Source organism: Gordonia sp. NPDC003424 (genome assembly GCF_053588655.1).
In genome coordinates this window covers 16,262-35,708 of the sequence record NZ_JBSFQJ010000018.1, presented here as the reverse complement: position 1 = coordinate 35,708, position 19,447 = coordinate 16,262, and the positions used below count along the sequence as shown (strand labels likewise).

Sequence of the window (19,447 nt, the reverse complement as noted above, 5' to 3'; positions counted from 1 at the left end):
CGGATCCGTCGCGCCACCGTCACACGACCAACCCGATGGCCGTCAGCACCGCCCACACCAACATCGCCTGACCGGTGGCACCCAGCGCGGGAATCAGACCGGGCCCGACGGCCCCGGCCCGCACCGGCCGATAGGCCACGAAAACCAGTGGCGCAGCGATCAATCCGAGCAACGCCCAGAGGGTGACGAACACTCCGAGCACCACACTCATCACCAACGGCACACACAGCAGGATTCCAAACAAGAGCCGAGTCCGCTTGTCGCCGAGCCGAACCGCGAGTGTGATCTTCCCCGACTCGGTGTCGCTGGGGATGTCGCGCAGGTTGTTGACCACCAGCACGGCCGTTGAGATCGACCCCACGGCGACGGCTGCGGCCAGCCCCACCCAGTCGATCCGATCGGCCAGGACGAACTCGGTCCCGAGCACCGCCACCAAGCCGAAGAAGGTGAACACCGCGATCTCGCCGAGACCGGCATACCCGTACGGCCGCGAACCGCCGGTGTAGAACCACGCGCCGGCGATACAGACTGCGCCGACGAGGATCAGCCACCAGGCCGTCGTCAGCGCCAGCACCAACCCGCACACGGCCGCGATGCCGAAGCAGAGGAACGCGGCGCGTTTGACGGCAGCGGGGGAGGCCGCGCCGGACCCGACCAGCCGCATCGGACCGACGCGGTCGTCGTCGGTACCGCGGATGCCGTCGGAATAGTCGTTCGCGTAGTTGACGCCGATGATCAGGGCCAACGCGACGACCAGCGCGAGCAGGAACTTCCACCACTCGATCGACCCGAGCCGCAGCGCGGCGCCGGTGCCGGCCACGACCGGCGCGATCGCGTTGGGCAGGGTGCGAGGACGTCCGCCTGCTATCCAGTCTTTGGGGGTTGCCACGGGGGTGATCATTTCACGCCCTCACCGCCGACCGTTGGGTGCGGCCAGACGAGCTCGGGTGTGCTCACCGCCAGCGCCGCAAACGCGGGGGCCGTCACCCCGGCTGTAGATCGTATGAACGATGCTCAACACCGAACGCATCACGAAATCACGGAAACGCACTGATTACCCTGTCCGTCGGCGATTCCTTTGCCACCATTCTCTCCACCATTGCTGTGTTGCGGAGTGAGGTCTCTGATGACAAGCACGACGAAGAACCTTCGGATTGCTCTGGCTATGCGAGGGGGCGTGAGCATGGCGGTGTGGATCGGCGGTGTCATCGCCGAACTCGATCTCTTGCGACGGGCATCGCTCGAGGTCGAGGGATTCAATTCGCCGTGCTCGTGCGGTGAGTGCGCGTGCGATGAATGCACATGCGGGAACGAGCCACGCGCCGAAGCGTGTGACTGCAAAGGTTGCTGGTCGAAGAAGTCCTTGTGTGCGTGCGTGACCTGCAGCAAACACTCGTTTCGCGGGCGTCGTGCGCAACACTATCGCTCGATGCTGGATGAGGCCGGCTACAAAAAGGTTGAATTCGACATTCTCGCCGGCGCCAGTGCCGGCGGTCTGAACGCAGTGCTGTTCGCGTTGGCGCAGTCGTACGGTGTCGCCACCGACGACATCGTTCTCGAAACCTGGCAGGACAACGGCGGACTCTGGGATCTGTTGCGTGACCCCGGAGTGACGACAGTGCCGTCGATTCTGAAGGGTGACGACCGATTTCTGCCCCTGGCAGCCGGTGCGATCACGGAGATCGTCAACGCGGCGACGTCGGGGCCACCGGCACGAGCCGCGAAGCCCGCAGCGGCAACCGAACACCTGACGGTGGAACTCGCCGCGACGCTTCTGCCCGACGCGCTTGAGCCCGCGCTGGGCAACCGTGCAGGTTTGAGTTTCGCACGACGACCCGGTGGCCTGACGAGTCGCTACACCAGCATTCCGGGCCTCAACGACACCGGAGATCCGTTGGCGTCGCTAACAGACGGCCGCGTCGTCAAGGTTGTCTCCTCCGACGGTGGAGCGCCGTCGGAGGTGCCAACGCCGCCCAGCGTGCAACTTCAGCGAATGGCGTTGGCGGCCCGCGCCACAAGCGCATTCCCCGGCGCCTTCGAGCCCGCGCCGGTCCAATCGATCATGGGCCCGCCGGCCGACGGCGTCCGACTCACACCCGAGGGGGACCCCACCGCACTTGGTTGGTGGTCGTGGCGCATATACAGAATGCGTGAGCGGCTCCGGATTCCACGCACAAACCTGGATCGACTCACCAACAGCCGTCGCGTGATGAACATGCATCCCGTATTTACGTATGCGCGCGGCGCACGCGCCGGCGCAGCGCGCACGGCATCGAGCCCAGCTGCTCATCAACCGGCCGTGCCCGTCGCCAAATCCCCCACGGGTACCACCGATCTCGGGCGGCCACGAGAAGTCTTCAACGTGGTCGACGGCGGGGTGTTCGACAACATCCCCATCGACCGAGCGGTACGCGCGATCCAACGTTCGGCGACCGACCAGCCGTCGGAGCGCTATCTGGTCTACCTGGACCCGCAGCCACCCGCACCCGTCTATCCGACGTCATCACCACCGCCAAATGCGCCCGATCGTGCTGACCACGGGGATCGATCCACGCCGACCATCAACTGGCTCCGCGGTATCACGGAGTCCCGGGCTCTGCAGAAACGAACCGAAACCGCGGCTGACGAAAGGCATCTCGTCGACAAGTACAACGCGAACAGTGCTGCTGTCGAGGGACGACTAGCCGCGCTGGCTGGTGTTCCGTTGGCGGCGTTGAAACGACAGTCGATCGACGGCTACTTCGCCGCACGAGTAGGCCGCGATACCGATCTGCTCACCGACTTCCTGCGCGACCCTCAACCTTGGTACAGCGCACCGCCATTCGGTGCCGTCGCCGTGCTGGACCTTTCGGAGACCGACGTCTCCAGCCTGTCTTGCGATCTCGCCTCCGCGTACAAGGATGCGGACGCCAAAAACTGCCTGGGAAAAGGTGATATCCAGGCGGCCATCGATGCCGTGATGGTTATGATCGCCTGGGTGCGGTGGCGTGAAACGTTCGATGCCACCGATGAGACGGGAGCGGTGAAGCGCAGACTTTATCGATGGCTCACTCTTCTCTACTACTATCGCCGCGAAACGGTTTTCCGACAGTTGATGCAGCCGGGCGGCACGCCCGGGGACGAGCCGCCATCGCTGAGTAAACGTCTCGCCAAAGGTCTGGTTTGCCAGAACGAAGTAATGATCTCGCAGGCAGAGATCGACGCGACGCGCGACGAGTCGGTGGCCGGCGACGCAGCGCTGTTCATCGCGCTGGCACCAGCTTCTCCGCCGCCGAATTCGACCAGGCCGCCGACGATCGGGCCGCTCCTGCTCCACATGTGGCCGGCTCTCGACGACCTACTTGCCTCTATCCGAGAGTGGCCCATATCCGTTCAGAGTGTCTCGAGCCCATCGATTTTCACTTCGGTCCACTCGTCCGACATCGACGCAGTCGGGCTTGCGCGTCTGTTTCTCAGCATCGGAATCCCCGGCAGTGCAACGCGGATTCGGTACTTCGAGATCACCGGTGACACGCGGGCAGACGGCCTCGAAGGGTTGTGCGTGGGACCAGCAGAGGATCGCGTGGATCTGGAGCCGCTTCGTGAGGCCGCGATTCAGAAGCAGGTGGAGTCCTGGGTCCGGAAGAACGCAGACCTGTCGAGGCTTCACCAGCAGATCAGTGACGACGTCAAAGCCACCCGCGAGCTGTCGCGCGCCGACATCAAGCTCGCCGGTACCGATTTGGCACGGTTCGCCGGGTTCCTCAATTCACGGTGGCGGGAGAACGATTGGTACTGGGGTCGTCTGGACGCGGCAACACGCGTACCGGCACTTCTGCAGCGTTCATCGGGTCGGGACGAAACGCCACCGTCCTCTGATGCGGTGACACGCCTGATTCTCCAAGAAGCGGATTGCCGGGGATATCGATCGCGTCCCACCGACGACCCACTGTCATCGCGACTCGAGAGGGTCGGCGGAGAGTCACTCGCAAACCTTTCGGCCACGTACAAATTCGCGCTCATCTCGCGCGCGTTGCCGTTGATTGCCCGGGGGTTGCAGCCCGAAACGGGTTCGGGTGGAGTTGTGGTCAATGTCCTCAAATGGATTGTTGCCGTTGTTCTTCGTCTCGTGATCGCGGTGGCGTCGCTGGTTGCCGATCCACTCCGACTGATTGCGGCTCTCGCCGTCGGTCTCACCGCGGCCGCCCTACTTGGACCGTCTCCGGCGTCGATTGTCGAACAGCGGGTTTTCGCGGGTCTGCTTCTGGTGGTCGGAGTGGTGATGGCCTGGCTCGGCTTCATGGTTTGGCGACGTTGGCGCAGGGTGGTTCGAGGATTCGCCACCGTCAGGCCCGGCAACACAGAGTGGAGCGACGTCATTGGCGCTTCGCGGCGGCGTGCCGCGAAGCGTTATGTCGCTGCCATGGTTGGCGGGGTCGTAATCGTTGTCTTATCAATTGCTTTCGGGCTGGTGTGGCCGCAGGCCTGGCGGCAGGTGGGCTGGGAGTTCATGGTTCTCTTGGTCGCCGCCGCCGCGCTGTTGACGTGGTGGTTGTACTGGCGGTCGGTGAGCGCGCAGCCGCACCGCCGACCGCCGCCAGGTCGGATCGGGACGCTGATCGCGACCGGCGTCCTGTATGCAATGGCGGCGGTTGCCACCTCGATCACCCCGTCTCGCGATGCTGATTCGTCACCGATGAGCTGTTCCATCCACCTTGCCGAAGCCACTGCGCGGCAGGGCCTCTGGACATCGCGCACACTGATCGTAGTTCTGGCCGTCGTCGCACTGACCTTGGTCAGCTTCTGGGGTTGGACGCCGTGGTACTGGCTGCTTTCGGTTTCCGCGTTGCTGATCGGCGCCGCGATCGCTGTCGTCAAACTGCTGGACAGCCATGGATGCATGGAGAGCGGTTTCGTCGATCTCCTCCCGTTTGTCATCTGGCTCGTCGGAGTCGGCCTCCTGCAGCAGTGCGCAATACCGCTCAGTACCGACTTGTTGACGGCAACCGGGTGGCGCGAGTGGCTTCGAGTTCGCCAAGATCTCCTACAGCGCATCGCAATAGATTGCCGCGCATGGAAACGCGCATGGTGGCCACCCAGAGATCGCCCCGGCGACCTCGGCACTCGAGGGTGAGATTGGCTTTGCGTGTGCTCTCCACCGCGACCTTGATTGTCGACTGAATGGTCGGGAATATCGCTGAGTTATCCATTCGCACATCAATTGACGCCCACACGTACTCAGGCAAGCATCACCCGACGCGGTAGCCCAACACCCCCCGGGCAAATCCGACGTAGTCGGCCACCAACAAGTCGACGTCGGCCCCGTCGCGCAGCCACCAGCTGATCCCGTTCATCAAATCCAGCACGGCGATCGCCGACTGTCCCGCGTCGCGGACCACGAACTCCCCGGCCCGGGCACCCGCGGCGATCACGTCGCGGACGCGCCGCTGGTAGTACTTCCGATGGTCCTTGACGACGGCCCGATGCTCCGGCAGCAGCGCGGACATCTCACGCAACGACACGAGATGCTCCACCCGATGTTCGGCCAGATGGCGCACGTGGATCTCCACCAGACGCACCAGCCGCTCGGCCGGCGACCCGGCCTCATCCAACACCAGCAGATGCTCCAGCGGGTCCTTGGTCATCCGCAACGCGATCGCGTAGAGGATCTCTTCCTTCGAGTGAAAGTGGTTGTAGAGACTGGCGCCCTTGATGCCGACGGCCTGCGCGATGTCGCGCATTCCGACGCTGGCATAACCATGCTCGGCGAAGTAGACCGCGGCTGCGGTGACGATCTCCTCGCGCCGCACCGAGGTGCGCGCCGCCCGCCGATCACCCTCCGGTAGCGGCACCGCCCGATCCATCGACATCAACTCTCTCCGTACTGCCTCCGCAATTCCCGCTTCAACAGTTTGCCCTGCGGGTCGGTCGGCAGCTCGGCCAACAGGTGCACCGTCTTCGGCACCTTGAACGAGGCCAGATCACCGCGGCAGAACTCGCGCAGTTCCTCGGCGGTCGTCGTCGCCCCATCCTGGAGCACGATGAACGCGGTCACCGCCTCCGACCAGTACTCGTCCGGAAGCCCGACCACGGCGGCGCGCATGACGTCGGGATGGCTCTGCAGTGTCCGTTCGACCTCCTGCGAGGACACGTTGTAGCCGCCCGTCTTGATCATGTCCTTGCGGCGGTCCCGGAAGAACAGGTTGCCGTCGTCGTCGACCCGGACGATGTCGCCGGTGTGCACCCACCCGTCGGCCAGCACGGCTGCGGTGCGTTCCGGGTCGTTGTGGTAGCCGAGCATCACCGACGGTGTGCGGCAGAGTAATTCACCCTCGGTCGCGTCGTCGCCGTTGGCGTCGACGACTCGGATCTCCAGATGTCCCACCGGCTTGCCGATCCAGGTCGGGTCCTGGTCGGGGACGTCCTCGAGGCGTTTGAACCAGCCCACCGACCCCAGCTGGGTCAGCTCGGACTGGCCCCAGTAGGTACCCCACACCGACGACGGTGTGGCATCGGCCCACGCGTCGACCGCGAACGGCGACACCTGCCCGCCATAGGTCAGACACCGTCGTACCGTGCCGACCGTGTCCGCCCCGAAATCGGGGTGACCGGCCAACGCGATATAGAAGGTCGGGGTCTGCGCGAGCACCGAAATCTGTTCGTCACGAATCGTTTTCAACGATTCGCCCGGATCGACCGACGCTGGCAACACCAGGGTCGCGCCCAGCAGGGTCAGCGACGTGAGCGACCCGATACCGGCGATGGTGTGAAACGGCATGATGTACAACCACACATCGTCGGGCAGGCAGCGCAGTCCCCACATCATCGCCGGGGCGGTGGAGATGAGGAAGTTGCGGTGCGCGATCTGCACGCCCTTGGGTGCCGACTCGGTGCCGCTGGTGTAAACGATCATCGCGAGGTCGTGCTCGTCGACCTCGGCTGTCGGCTCCACATCCGACGCCTCGGCCATCAAGTTGTGAAATGACGGCCATGGTGAGTCCGTCGCATCGCTGACGACGACCACGCGGGCGCCGGCTTCGGCAGCGATCGGTCCCGCGAGGGCCGCGTTCTCCGCGGCGACCACCAGCGCCGCCGGGCGCAGGTGCCCGATCTGCTGGGTGATCTCCCGCTCGCCGAAGAGGGGACTGATCCCGGAGTAGAACGCGCCGATCTTCAACGCCCCGTAGTAGGCGACGACACTTTCCACCCGGTTGCGGCTCATCACCGTGACACCGTCGCCCAGGCCGACGCCCAGGTCGAGTAGGACGTTCGCGAACCGGTTGGCGAGCAGGTCGAGTTCACCGTAGGTGGTGGCGTGGCGGGTGCCGTCGGCGCCGTAGGAGATGATCGCGGGCTTGGTGCCGTGTGACTGCGCCAGCCGCCGGAGTTGGTCGCCGATGGTCGCGCGGCCCAGCATCGACGTCTGTGCCTCGGTGAGGGACCGGTGAGCGACGTGGCTGGCCGGTGCACTCATGCGAACATCGGTTTGTCGAAGGTGTCCAAGAAGGCGATCTCGTCGACCGGAGTGCGAGTGAGCTTGCTGGGGAAGCCATCTCGCGGATAGCCGACAGCGACATGAGCAGCGGTGAGGTAGCCGTCCGGGATGTGCAGCAACTCCTTGACCGCGGGTTCCTCGGCGCACAGCAGGGTGGTCAGCGCCGACGCCACACCGTGCTCCCGAAGCGCCAGGGTCAGATTCTGCACGGTCGGGTAGATCGATGCGCCGCCGACGACGCTCAGCCGCCCCAGTTCGTGGTCGGTGGGATGCAGCCCCTCCAGCTCGGCGCACACCACGATCATCACCGGCACCTCGCCGAGGTGATGGGCGAAGTCGTTGGCGCTCTCCACCGTTTTCGGCACCGCGCCCACCGCCTTGCTGCCTTCCTGCACCGCTGCGTAATACGCCTCCCAGTACGGCAGATACAGCTCGGCGAGCCGCTTCTTGGTGGCGTCGTCGCGCACCACCACCCACCGGACCGGCTGGCGGTTGCCGCCTTGCGGACCGAAGCGGGCATGGTCGAACGCCTGATAGAGCACCTCGTCGGAGACGTGCTTGTCGCTGAAGTACCGGCACGTGCCGGTCGACCGCATGGCTTCGCTGAGTTCCATCACCACTCCTCCTCCATTGGCACTAACCGCAGTTAGCATGATGTACCTCACACTGCATCAGCCGTGATGTGGTGTCAAGCACTTGCGTCACAGGTCTGTGCAGGCGTTGACGGCCGATGGCTAACCATGGTTAGCATGGGTCATGGTCTCCACCGCAACCTCTGCCGCCGGTCGGGCTGCCGCCGATGTCGACCGCCTGCGACACGCGGTGGCAGCCGGCAACATTCCCACGCTGATTGCGGTGCTGGTCGAGCTGACCGGCGACGAGCGGTGGCTGTCCGACCGGTATCGCCCCACCCGCCCGCGCGGCATGGACGACAACCGGACCGGGGGACTGGACCCGGCGGTTCGGGACGAGATCACCACCGCCGTCGTCGACGCGGTTCGTACCTGGGATGCGGCCGGCCGGCCGGTGCGTCGCCGCCTCGATGAGGACACGATCGCCGCCATCCTCGACTTCACCGCCGGTGAGCCCGTCCCGCATGAGTTCACGCCGATGATGGCCGACATCGTGCACGGCGCCACCCACGCGACGGTCGACACTCAAGATCCGGACGCGGTCGAGCATTTGTCGGCGATCGTGATCGGCGCCGGGGTGGCGGGCATGATGATGTCGGTGCGGTTGACCGAGCTCGGCATCGAGCACACCGTGCTGGAGAAGAACGACGAGGTCGGCGGATCCTGGTGGGAGAACCGTTATCCCGGCGCGGGCGTCGACACGCCGAGCTACCTGTACTCGATCTCTGGGTTCGAACACGACTGGTCGACGCACTTCGGCAAGCGCGACGAGGTGCAGGACTACATGCAGGCCTACGCCGATCAGCATCGGCTACGCGAGCGGATCCGATTCGGCATGGAAGTCGATACCGCCACCTACGACGCCGGGTCCCAGCAGTGGACGGTCACCGCGCGGGACCGGGACGGCACCACCCACACGCTGCGGGCACGGCTGCTGATCAGTGCGGTCGGACTGCTCAATCGACCGAAGATCCCCGATCTTCCGGGCCTCGACACCTTTGCCGGGCCGCTGTTCCACTCGGCGCAGTGGCCGGCCGAACTCGACGAACCCGGTGCGCTCGACGGCAAGCGGGTGGCGATCGTCGGATCGGGCGCCAGCGCCATGCAGATCGGGCCGGCCATCGTCGACACAGTGAAGTCGCTGACCGTCTTTCAACGCTCCCCGCAGTGGATCGCCCCCAACGACGACTACTTCGCGCCCGTCGGCGACGATGTGCACTGGCTGATGGATCATTTGCCCGGGTATCGCGAGTGGTATCGGGCGCGGCTGTCCTGGATTTTCAACGACAAGGTGCACCCGACCCTGCAAGTTGACCCGGACTGGTCCGAGGAGACCGCGTCGATCAATGCCGCCAACCATGGCCATCGGGGGTTCTATCTGCGCTACCTGACCGAGCAACTCGGTGACCGCCAGGACCTGATCGAGCTGTCCACCCCCGACTACCCGCCCTTCGGCAAACGGATGCTGCTCGACAACGGCTGGTATGCGATGCTGCGCCGGCCCAACGTCGAACTCGTGCCGCAGGCGGTGCGCGAGGTCACTCCGACCGGGCTGATCGACACCGACGGTGCCGCACGAGAATTCGACATCGTCATCCTCGCCACCGGCTTCCACAGCGACCGGTTCCTGTACCCGATGGAGGTGCGTGGCCGCAGTGGCCGTTCGACGGTGCAGGCGTGGGGCGATCACGACGCGTACGCCTACCTCGGCATCACCGCGCCGGACTTCCCGAACCTGTTCATCCTGACCGGACCCAACACCGCACTCGGCCATGGCGGCAGCTTCATCACGATCCTCGAATGCCAGGTTCGGTATGTGGCAGCGGCGATTTCACTGATGGCACGTAAGCATCTCGGTGCGCTCGAGGTCCGCGGCGACGTCACCACCGACTACAACCGGGCGGTCGACGACGCGCACGCCCGGATGGTGTGGACGCATCCGGCGATGAGCAACTGGTATCGCAACGATGCCGGCCGCGTGGTGGCGGTGTTGCCGTGGCGGATCGTGGATTACTGGCGGATGACGCGTGATGTGGACCGCGGCGACTTCATGACAGAGGTCGTACCTTGATGTCGTCGAAGCGGATGTTGGCGTTGTCGCCGCGCAGCCCGATCCCGCCAGCTGCGCGAATCGGCGCGCATCCCATGCCGGTGTCGGTCGCGCGAAGCGTGTAACCGTCTCGCCGGGCGATGATTTCGACCGACCCATCCGGGAGATTGCGCACGGTGGCCGATACGTCCTGCCACTTCTTGAACGGGATAGGTGCTCCATGCACCTCGTTGGCGAGGTCGAAATAGGTTCCGCCGTTCTCGTCACCGCCAGGGCATTTCTTCTTGATCACGAGGACGCCGTCGCGGCGGTCGACGCTCACCGCGTATAACTCGCGGTCGGACTGGTAGCGCAGCCAGACGTGCGCGCCGTCGTAGTCCTGTTCTGGCGTCCGCGCGGTCTCGACGAGTTCGTCGATCCGCAGGCGCATCGTGACGGCCACGTCGCCAAATCCGCGTTCCTTGGACACCATTCGAAACACCGCCGACCCGGTGCCGCCCGGTGAGCGTCCATCGTCCGGGGTCCCGGTCCATCCGACGTTCTCATCGCGATACAAGGTTCCGCTGGTGATGAGCCAGGGCGAATCTGGTGCGGTGCGTGACTTCTCCGACGCGATCACGCCGTCGGGGCCCGAGAAGTTGTCATCCAAGTTGCCCTCATCCGATCCGGTCGAACATGCGGCCAGGGTTATCGCGGTGACGGCGATGACGGCCCGCAGTCGGTTCATCGCACCTCGAGGTTCGCGATGCGCGGCGCCGGGCTCGTTGGGTGCAACCGAATCCCGGACAACGCAACTCCGCCCGCTGCTCCGGGAAATCCTTGTGAGACACGGAAAGTAGCGATTCTGACGCCATCGATCAGGACGGAGATCCGGCCGTTTCGGACGGCGATCTCGGCGTGGTACGACGATGCGGGCGGCAGCGCCCCGGACTGAACTGCGTGCGGACTGCCGGCATACACGATCTGGTAGCTCCCGCTCCCGACAGTGACCTCCACCTGGTGAGACGGATCGCGGGACAGCGCGATCAGCCCGGTGGACGTGCCGTCGCCCGGTGCGCTGAACCCGCGCAGGTCGGCGCTCACCGTGTAGTCACGCCACATGCTGGTCTTGTCGGGCGCGAATCGGCTGGACACGTAGGTGTGTGCACCCGGGCCGAATTGCACTTCGTTTGCGGCAACGGCACGTAACTCGGCTCCGTCGGCCGTGCGCCAGTCGTCGAGACGCTTGAAAGGGCGGGCGGCGGGGGGATTAATCGGGCTCGCGCCGACCAGCCGTCCCACCCAACTCTCGAGTGATACGTCGGTGGTGATGTCCATGCGGTCCAGATACCGGTCGGTGAGATCGCTGATGGTCGTCGTCGCGACGGTGTCCGGGCTGTCCAGCATTGCCGCTTGGAACAGTTCGTTCACGACGGCATTGAGGACTCCCGGTTCGGTCGTCGCGGTGGGCGGATACTCCTCGTGGGACGAGAAGGGAAATGCGAGGAATGCAGGTTCGGGCAGCCCGTGCTCGACAAGCGTGCGCTCGGAAGCGACGAGATCACGCCTGACGCGGTCGCGGTACTCGTCGGGCGACTCGAAGCGGTTCTGGCCGGACAGGAACCGATGGCTGGTCAGGAACGGGCCCTCGGCACCGGCTGCATCGATCGGGACCTGGCCGTGTCCGGCGTCGGTGTGCGAGCCGAAGTCCCAGCGGCCGCTCGAGTGAAGCTGGGCAATGTGATCCCAGGTCATGTAGTACGGGGCGTGCGTGCCGACCGACCCGGTGATGACGTAGGCGATGGCGTGCTGGTTGTTGCGCGCGAGAATCGGGTCAGCATATCGCCACACCCCGGTCGTACCGTCGTCGAAACTGATCATCACACTGTGCGGCGGAAGCGGGGTCCCGTGTAGCCAGGCGGACAGTTGCGCGGCGGTGACCGTTGTCCAGCCCGCGTCGGCCAACAACTGCATCTGGGCGGCGAAGACCTCCGGTGTCACGGTGTAGCGACTGTTGTTGTGGCCGATGTCGTGATAGGTGAGGATCAGTGGCGATGACTGTGTACTCGTCTCGGCCGCAGTGAGTTTCGCGACCAACTCCGGATTGCTGGGATTCGCGACGGTGGTGACCTGTTCGAGAGGCTTGTTCATCTTGTTGGCCGCGTGTGCCACCTGCCATGCGGCCGGAACAATGAGGAAGCCGACAACGATCATCACCAGTGCGACCGGTATGAGTGGCCGGGTGAGTCGCCCGCTCATCGGGTGCCCCACTTGGAGTCTCGGATGGTGAGCACCGCGTACGGCAACTGCCACGCGAGGATGACGGTGTAGAACACGGTGAAATAGATTCCGCGGTACCAGTGCGGGTCGCCCTTGTGTAGCCAGTAGTAGAGCCCGTAGATCAGGGACATCAGCGTGACCCCGCCGAGGTACCAGTACGGCAGCTGACTCGCGAAGGTCGGCTGTACGACAAACGCGCGAAACAGCACCTGGGGCGCCATGAACGGCAGCAGGAAGCCGAGGTAGAACATCGCCGCCATGACAGGGGGCTTGCGCCACATCACCTTTGACGCCCGAGCTGATTCTCGCAGCCAGCTCTTCTTCCAGCGCAGCTGTTGTCGCAGGAACTTGCGCAGTTGGTCGGGAACTTCGGTGTACGCCTGGGCGTCGGGCGCATACAGCACGCGCCAGTTGGGCAGCAGGAAATTGGTGAGGCTGCGATCGTCACCGAAAGTGCTGTCCTGACCGAGGAATTGCTGATTGGACCACTTGTCGAGGACCGGGTCGACCGCGGCGCGGCGGTAGCCGGAAAAGCAGCCGGAGCAGCAGGTGACCGAGCCGAACAATGCCTCGGCCGACTTGTACACGCGGAAGGCGATGTAGTACTGCATCGCCTGCATGCGGGTGAGGATGTTGGTGTCTGCGTTTGCGACGTCGGTGTGACCGGCGGCGGCACCCACGTCGGGATCGGCGAAGTAGGCGACCAACTTTCGCACCGCTTCGGGTTGGACCTGCGAGTCGGAGTCGATGAAGACGAAGATCTCCGAGTCGGCATCGGCTGCGATTCCGGCCGCCATGGCGTGTCGCTTCCCGCGGTTCACAGGTTGTTCGACGACGGTCAGTTCCGGATATTCGGCTGCCACTTCGTAGATTCGAGCGAGGGTGTCGTCGGTCGATTTGTCGTCGACCACGACAACCCGCAGCCGGCCGGCCGGGTAGTCGACAGACAGGCAGGAACGCAGGGTTTCGGCGATCACCGGCTCGTTGAACGCCGGGACCACGATTGCGACAGTGGGCGTGTAGGTGGCTGCAGTCGCCGGAAGCCGCGGTCGATAGAGCAGTGCGAGCCCGAATCGCGAGAGGATGAAGACGGTCACCAGCAGGCTGTACACGGCCCACACCGGTTCGGTGAGCAGGAAGCTGTACGACAGCAGCTTGACCGCGCAGATGACAACAACCAGGAACATGATGACACCCACCAGCGCCCCACGCCGGGAGCCGGTAGGACGGCGATGCGGCGCCGGCGCGTCTGGCAGTGTGTGCTGCTCAGCGCCAGTCATGATGTCGGACAAGGGATTCTCCTGATACTGGAAAGCGCTCGACTAGAGCAGGTGAGTACGCGCAGTGCGTGCAAGCCGGTGGGTGGTGTCCAACACGAGCGCCGAATCGTCGATCCACGAGATGTCGGCGTCGGGGTGCAGCGTGTGCACCACCACGAGATCCCAGTCGTCATCGTCGGGCTCGGTCTCGCCGTCCATCAGGCCCGTACTCGTGATGATCTGGGGTACAAGCGGATCGAAGTACGACACCATCGCGCCGTACTCGGTCAGGCCGTCGATGATCTCGAGTGCGGGCGACTCCCGCACGTCCGCGACGCCCGGCTTGTAGGCGACACCGACGACGAGTATGCGCGAATCACGCAGCGATCGACCCGAATCCCCCAAGACCTCCCGCGCACGCGCGATGACCTCGCGCGGGCGAGCCGCGATGGCCGACATCGCGGCCTCCACCACTCGAGAGGTTGTCCGGCGGGACCGGAGATGCCACAGCAGATAGTGCGGATCACACGGGATGCAGTGGCCCCCGACGCCGGCGCTTGGGTAAAACGGCATGTAGCCGTACGGCTTGGTTGCCGCCGCAGAGATGACCTCCATAACGTCGATCTTCAGCTCGCGCGCAGCGTCGGCGAACTCGTTGGCCAACGCGATGTTGACCGCGCGGAAGGAGTTTTCCACGAGTTTGGTCATCTCGGCGGCTTCCGGCGACGACACCATGTGTAGGGATGCTGCGGTGTGCTCGACGAGAGCGGCGGCGTGCCGACTACATTCGGCTGTCACGCCGCCGAGTACGCGGGGCGTGAGTTCGGGGTTGTGCGCGGCAACGCCCGGATCGATCCGCTCGGGGCTGAATGCGATGAAGACTTCTCTGCCGGGTTCAAAACCTCGGTCCTTCAACGGTTTCACCAGGAGGTCGGCAGTGCATCCCGGATACGTTGTCGACGTCAGGACGATGGTCTGTCCGGCGCGCGCATGCTCTACGACCGTGGAGCAGGCGGCGGCCAGTGCCGTCAGGTCGGGTGTCATGTGACTGTCGACGGGGGTGGGTACGCAAATCACGATTCCGTCGACGGCACTGAGGTGACTCGGTTCGGTGGTCAGATGAAGAGACTGGTCACTCAGTGCGGTTTCGAGCCGGCGGATGTCGCGTGGAAGGAGGTCGACCGCCGCCTTCTTGATGGCCATCAGTCGGGTCTCGTCCACATCGAGTCCGACCACCTCGGCGTCGGCCTCGGCAAGTGACAGTGCTGTCGGCAGCCCGACGTAGCCCAGTCCCACCACCGCGACTTGGCGGCGTTGCCGAATGCCGGCGACTGTGTTTTGGGCATGAGACGCCGAGGCATCGCGGTACGTCACGTCGTTCACCTCTGATGATTGAGAGTGCCTGCATTTGAGCACGGCACTTCTCAGAACCGACAAGTGAGACGCGTGCGTCCCAGACAGTACCAGATTGTGTTAGCGGTTTGCTATAGTACATCCGGACTCGGGTTCGGTTATATCGGAAATGCTACGCAGGCGAAGTGGCGATTGGACCGACAAATGCCGCCCCGTGACGTACGCCCGGAGCACGTTGCTGACTACGAGCGGTTGACTTGCCGCCCGCGTGTTTGAGGGCTACTGCCCCGTCGGCAACCCAAAAGCGGCGAGAATCGTTCGCGTCCACAGCTTCTGCCCGGCCGCCGTCGGATTGCCGTCAGTGCCGGCGACGGCCGACAGCCCAGCCGCATCGGTCGGGAAGGCGGAGTACACGTCGATCACCTGAACACCCTCGGCGTCCATCGCCGCGGCGTAGCCGGCCATCTGGTCCGACGACGCGGCGCCCGGCGTCGGGTTCTGCTTGATCACCGCGATGTCGGCGTTGGGATATTTCTGCTTGAGCTGATCGATCAACGGCTGAACCTGTGTCGCCAGCGGCTTGTTCGCATCCTCGGTGTGCCCGAAGTTCAGCAGGATCAGATCCGGGGTCACATCGGTCGCGATCATGGTGTCGAGATGCTGCTGCGTGTAGGCGACGTCCTTACCGGCCGCACTCGCATTCCAGTATCCGACCGGACCGTTCTTGCCGTCGCCGAGCCCGACCATCGCGCCGTAGCTGCCGGTCGTCGGGTTCCAGAACTTGGTGGCGACCGGGCGGTCGAGGTTCTGGCTGATCGCGGTGCCGAGCGCGGGGGCCCAACCGTCCTTCGCCGAGCCGCTGCCGTCACCGAGCAGGACGAGAGTCTTCGGAGTACTGGGGTTGGCCTTGGCGTCGTCGATGAAGCTGACGGTCGCGGGGGTCGCGGGTGCGGCCGCCGGCGCGCTGGTCATGGCCGCGTTGGACGACGAACTGGTCGGCGCGGTCCGATTCGACGAAATGATCAACCCGACGACCAACACGACGACGCACACGGCCATCACAATCCACGCCCACAGCGGAGCAGACCGGTAGATCCGGTTGACCACATTCGACATTGCGCGCATCTCTCCCGACTCGAACGTCCCAGGTCATCTTCGTGTCGGTGACGCCAGAATTCTCGAAACTGTATCCGACGCAGTCACCATAGCGGGCATCCACGGGACAGGTGCAAGCCGACGATGGTGGTCGGCGATCAGCAGTCGCTGGTGACGGGGCGGCCAACCACCCGATCGTGCATCCACGTGGCCATCTGTGGGCCGGGGTCCAGCGAATGTCCTTGTCCATCACGGCGAATGCGCTGCAGCCGATCGCCGAGCCCGCAGCCACGCGCCAGTGTGACTTCCATCACGTCCACCGGGATGACGTCGTCCGCGCTGCCGTAGATGGCCAGGATCGGCACATCCGTGCGCACCTTCGGTAGCGCATCCGCACCCAAATCGGCGCTCAGCCCGTCGGCCTTGCCGGCGGTCACCGTCAGCACCGAGGGCGCGGGTGGGCTCACCTGACCGGCGAGCGCGGTCTTCCCGTTCGTACACGAGGGAGCTGCGGGAAAGCGGCCTGGGTCTGTGCCGCCGACCGGTTCGGCGGTGTCGCCGCGCTGTGCTTGTTCCACACCCGCGACGAGCAGGGGATAGAGGTAGCGCTGTGCCACCGTCAATGACGACGTCTGCGCCCGGTCCACCAGATATCGCCCGTCGAGCAGGGGAGACACCGCGACCGCGCCGACCAGGTCGCCGCTGTCCTTCCCGTACGACGCATACGTTTCGGCCGTCGACCACGCGGCCGCCCCACCCTGCGACGCGCCGACGGCCAGCCACCGTGTTCCCACGGTCGGTTCGATCGACCGTGCGGCACGGACCGCGTCGATCACGTTGTAGGCGGCCGTGCGGGGTTCGAGGTAGGGGTGCGGCTGCGGCTCGTCGGTGCGCAGGCCCAGACCTTGGTAGTCGGTCGTGACGACCGCATAGCCGGCGTCGAGTAAGCTGCGGACGGCGTGCAGGTCGCCGAACATGTCCGGCTGATCGGACGGGCCGCAGTCGCGGGTGATGCCGGTGGTGCCGTGCGCGTAGGCGATCAGCGGCCAGCCACCGGCCGGTCGTCCGGCGCGGGGCACAAAGACCGCTCCACTGACCGTGGTGGCCGCCCCGGTCACCCCGGACACCGAGCGGTAGACGATGCGGGTGGTCCGCGTGCCCGCGGGCAGCGCCGGCGCCCAGGCATCGAGGCCGGGTTCGTAGCTCATCACCTGGCCCCGGTCCTGTTCGGCGGTCGCGCTCATCGCCGGCGAGCTCGTCGTGTCGGTGGGCGAATGCGACGGTGAGCACGCGGCAGCGATGGCTGCCGTCACGCACACCACCCCGACCCGGACCCACCGAATTCTCACCGGATGACGGTAACCGCTCCGCCACCGACAGGAGTCCCTGGGTTTGCGTTGGCGTATCCGGTAGTTGATTCTTTTAACTTGTGGATGTCGTTGCGGGGGTGCGTGGCATCGGCGCCACCGCGTCGATGCCACCGGCCGACGCCGACACCGCGGACCTCGAGCAGACCGGCGCCACGACCATCGTGCGACGTCGAGGGGCCGAACCGCCTGCAGCCGAATCGAATCCGCTCGCGGTCAGAGCACCCGACGACGACGAGGTCTACGCCTATCTCGGCCCGCAGATGCGGTGGGTGCAGCTGTTCCTGATCGCCGCGTTCGTGCTGGCCGGGTGGTCGTTGTTCGTCTTCGCCATGGGCCATCCGTTGTTGTTGCCGGTGCTGATCGTGTTGGCCCTCAATGTGATTGGCACCACATTTTCTACGGTGACCGGGGTGAACTCGAGGCGCATCACCTGGCGGTCGCACCAGGAGACGGTGGCCGGGTGGCAGCCCGCCGACGACGACTATCCGAGCGTCGACATCTTCCTCCCCACCTGCGGTGAGAGCCTCGACATCCTCAACAACACCTACCGCTACGTCAGCGAACTCGCCTGGCCCGGCCGGGTGCGGGTCTACGTGCTCGACGACGCCGACCGCGACACCGTCGCCGAGCTCGCCGCCGACTACCGATTCCGCTACATCGTCCGACACGACCGCGGACACCTGCGCAAGGCCGGCAACCTGCGGCACGCCTGCACGATCAGCGACGGCGAGTTCATCGTCATCTTCGACGCCGACTTCTGCCCGCGACCCGATTTCCTTCAGCACCTCGTGCCCTACCTCGACGACCCGTCAGTCGCCATCGTGCAAAGCCCCCAGGTCTTCGCCACCACCGTCGCGATGAACTGGATTCAGCGGACCGCCGGCGCCACCCAGGAGTACTTCTATCGATGGGTGCAGCCCTCGCGCGACCGGATCGGCGCGGCGAACTGCGTGGGCACCTCCGCGGTCTACCGGCGCAGCGCGCTCGAGGAGGTCGGTGGCTTCGCGGCCATCGAGCACAGCGAGGATCTGCACACCGGCCGTCATGTCCAGCGCGCCGGCTACAACATCCGGTATGTGCCGGTGGTGCTCTCCCGGGGGCTGTGCCCGACCGACCTGGCCGGCTTCCTCAATCAGCAGTACCGGTGGTGTCAGGGGTCGCTGTCACGGCTCACCAAGACCGAGACGGTGATCGACCGTCCGCGCCGGTTGAGCGTCCGGCAGTTCCTCGCGCTGTGGGCCGGCATCCTCTACTACCTCACCACCGCGCTCAATGTGTTCTTGCTGTTCCTGCCGGGGATCATCATGGCCGCGTTTTTCCCCGACGACGTGCAGCCGCGACAGCTGGTGCCGTTCCTGCTCGGCCTATGGGTGTACGTGGTGCTGTTCCCGATGGTGTCCCAGACACGGTGGCGATTCGAGGTGCTGCGGATTCAGTTGGCGTACAGCTTCGCTCACGTGGTCGCCATCTGGCACAAGATCTTGGGACGCGAGATCGGGTGGGTGCCGACCGGCGCGATCGGCAAGTCGAACCGGCTGGCCCGCTCGATCGCCGTCCTCGGGGTGGTCTCGCTCGGCGGATCGCTGGCGGCGTTCTGGGTGTTCATCATCCGCGACGTCCGCCAGGTCGGGCTGTGGCCGTTTTTCATGATGCTCGGCTTTGTCCTGGCCTACACCTATCTCGCCGGGCCGCTGCTGGTCGAGTTCGTCAAGGTGCTGCTCCCCAGTGAAGAGGCCGCACCGGTGATGGAATTGCCGGTCCGTCGACTGCGACGCCATGCCCTGGCCTACGACGACCGCCCCCAGCTCACCGACCGTCGCCCGATCGGACCGAACTGGAATCGCATCACCGTGTGGGAGGTCATCGGCTGGACCTCGGCGATCGGCTTCATCGCTGCACTCGCCCTCGGCTGGTTCGACATCATGCTGCCGTGGGACGTTTCGTGACCCTCGCTG

Annotated in this window: 13 protein-coding genes; 3 read left to right on the top strand and 10 right to left on the bottom strand. The window is 65.2% G+C overall.

The genetic code is table 11. The features are described from left to right. Window positions 1-19 precede the first annotated feature (19 nt). Window positions 20-889, bottom strand: a complete 870-nt coding sequence (locus ACWDTI_RS21560; RefSeq protein WP_449740170.1) for a 1,4-dihydroxy-2-naphthoate polyprenyltransferase — start codon at window positions 887-889, stop codon at window positions 20-22. 294 nt (window positions 890-1,183) lie between these two features. On the opposite strand from ACWDTI_RS21560, the gene ACWDTI_RS21555 reads away from it, so the two are divergent. Continuing rightward, complete coding sequence (locus ACWDTI_RS21555) at window positions 1,184-5,113, top strand: DUF3376 domain-containing protein (RefSeq protein ID WP_449740244.1); 3,930 nt, start codon at window positions 1,184-1,186, stop codon at window positions 5,111-5,113. A gap of 115 nt (window positions 5,114-5,228) precedes the next feature. On the opposite strand, the gene ACWDTI_RS21550 is transcribed toward ACWDTI_RS21555, so the two are convergent. From ACWDTI_RS21550 to ACWDTI_RS21540, 3 genes are read right to left on the bottom strand one after another with little or no spacing between them, the layout of a single operon-like run. Next, a complete protein-coding gene (locus tag ACWDTI_RS21550; RefSeq protein ID WP_449740243.1) occupies window positions 5,229-5,843 on the bottom strand; it encodes a TetR family transcriptional regulator in 615 nt (204 codons plus the stop codon). A gap of 5 nt (window positions 5,844-5,848) precedes the next feature. Further along, the gene (locus ACWDTI_RS21545; protein WP_449740169.1) at window positions 5,849-7,453 is read right to left on the bottom strand and encodes a class I adenylate-forming enzyme family protein; all 1,605 of its coding nucleotides are present in this window, start codon (window positions 7,451-7,453) and stop codon (window positions 5,849-5,851) included. Then, window positions 7,450-8,088 carry a nitroreductase family protein gene (locus ACWDTI_RS21540; protein ID WP_449740168.1) on the bottom strand — a complete coding sequence of 213 codons (639 nt, stop codon included), beginning with the start codon at window positions 8,086-8,088 and terminating at the stop codon, window positions 7,450-7,452. The genes ACWDTI_RS21545 and ACWDTI_RS21540 overlap by 4 nt, the downstream gene beginning before the upstream one ends. Window positions 8,089-8,230: 142 nt before the next feature. Between ACWDTI_RS21540 and ACWDTI_RS21535 the strand changes: the two genes are divergently transcribed. Then, complete coding sequence (locus tag ACWDTI_RS21535; RefSeq protein ID WP_449740167.1) at window positions 8,231-10,177, top strand: flavin-containing monooxygenase; 1,947 nt, start codon at window positions 8,231-8,233, stop codon at window positions 10,175-10,177. Here ACWDTI_RS21535 and ACWDTI_RS21530 read toward each other — a convergent pair. From ACWDTI_RS21530 to ACWDTI_RS21505, 6 genes are all read right to left on the bottom strand, one after another. After that, a complete protein-coding gene (locus ACWDTI_RS21530; RefSeq protein ID WP_449740166.1) occupies window positions 10,155-10,883 on the bottom strand; it encodes a hypothetical protein in 729 nt (242 codons plus the stop codon). The two genes, ACWDTI_RS21535 and ACWDTI_RS21530, sit on opposite strands and share 23 nt — an antisense overlap. Further along, complete coding sequence (locus tag ACWDTI_RS21525) at window positions 10,880-12,394, bottom strand: polysaccharide deacetylase family protein (RefSeq protein ID WP_449740165.1); 1,515 nt, start codon at window positions 12,392-12,394, stop codon at window positions 10,880-10,882. Before ACWDTI_RS21525 ends, ACWDTI_RS21530 begins: the two co-directional genes overlap by 4 nt. Next, window positions 12,391-13,602, bottom strand: coding sequence for a glycosyltransferase family 2 protein (locus ACWDTI_RS21520; RefSeq protein WP_449740164.1), 1,212 nt, complete (start codon window positions 13,600-13,602; stop codon window positions 12,391-12,393). The genes ACWDTI_RS21525 and ACWDTI_RS21520 overlap by 4 nt, the downstream gene beginning before the upstream one ends. A gap of 135 nt (window positions 13,603-13,737) precedes the next feature. Further along, the gene (locus tag ACWDTI_RS21515) at window positions 13,738-15,048 is read right to left on the bottom strand and encodes a nucleotide sugar dehydrogenase (protein ID WP_449740163.1); all 1,311 of its coding nucleotides are present in this window, start codon (window positions 15,046-15,048) and stop codon (window positions 13,738-13,740) included. Between the two features lie 258 nt (window positions 15,049-15,306). Then, a complete protein-coding gene (locus ACWDTI_RS21510) occupies window positions 15,307-16,143 on the bottom strand; it encodes an SGNH/GDSL hydrolase family protein (RefSeq protein WP_449740162.1) in 837 nt (278 codons plus the stop codon). Between the two features lie 137 nt (window positions 16,144-16,280). Next, window positions 16,281-17,435 carry an alpha/beta hydrolase gene (locus ACWDTI_RS21505; protein WP_449740161.1) on the bottom strand — a complete coding sequence of 385 codons (1,155 nt, stop codon included), beginning with the start codon at window positions 17,433-17,435 and terminating at the stop codon, window positions 16,281-16,283. A 161-nt stretch (window positions 17,436-17,596) separates the two neighbouring features. On the opposite strand from ACWDTI_RS21505, the gene ACWDTI_RS21500 reads away from it, so the two are divergent. Beyond that, window positions 17,597-19,438, top strand: coding sequence for a glycosyltransferase family 2 protein (locus tag ACWDTI_RS21500; protein ID WP_449740242.1), 1,842 nt, complete (start codon window positions 17,597-17,599; stop codon window positions 19,436-19,438). Window positions 19,439-19,447 lie beyond the last annotated feature (9 nt).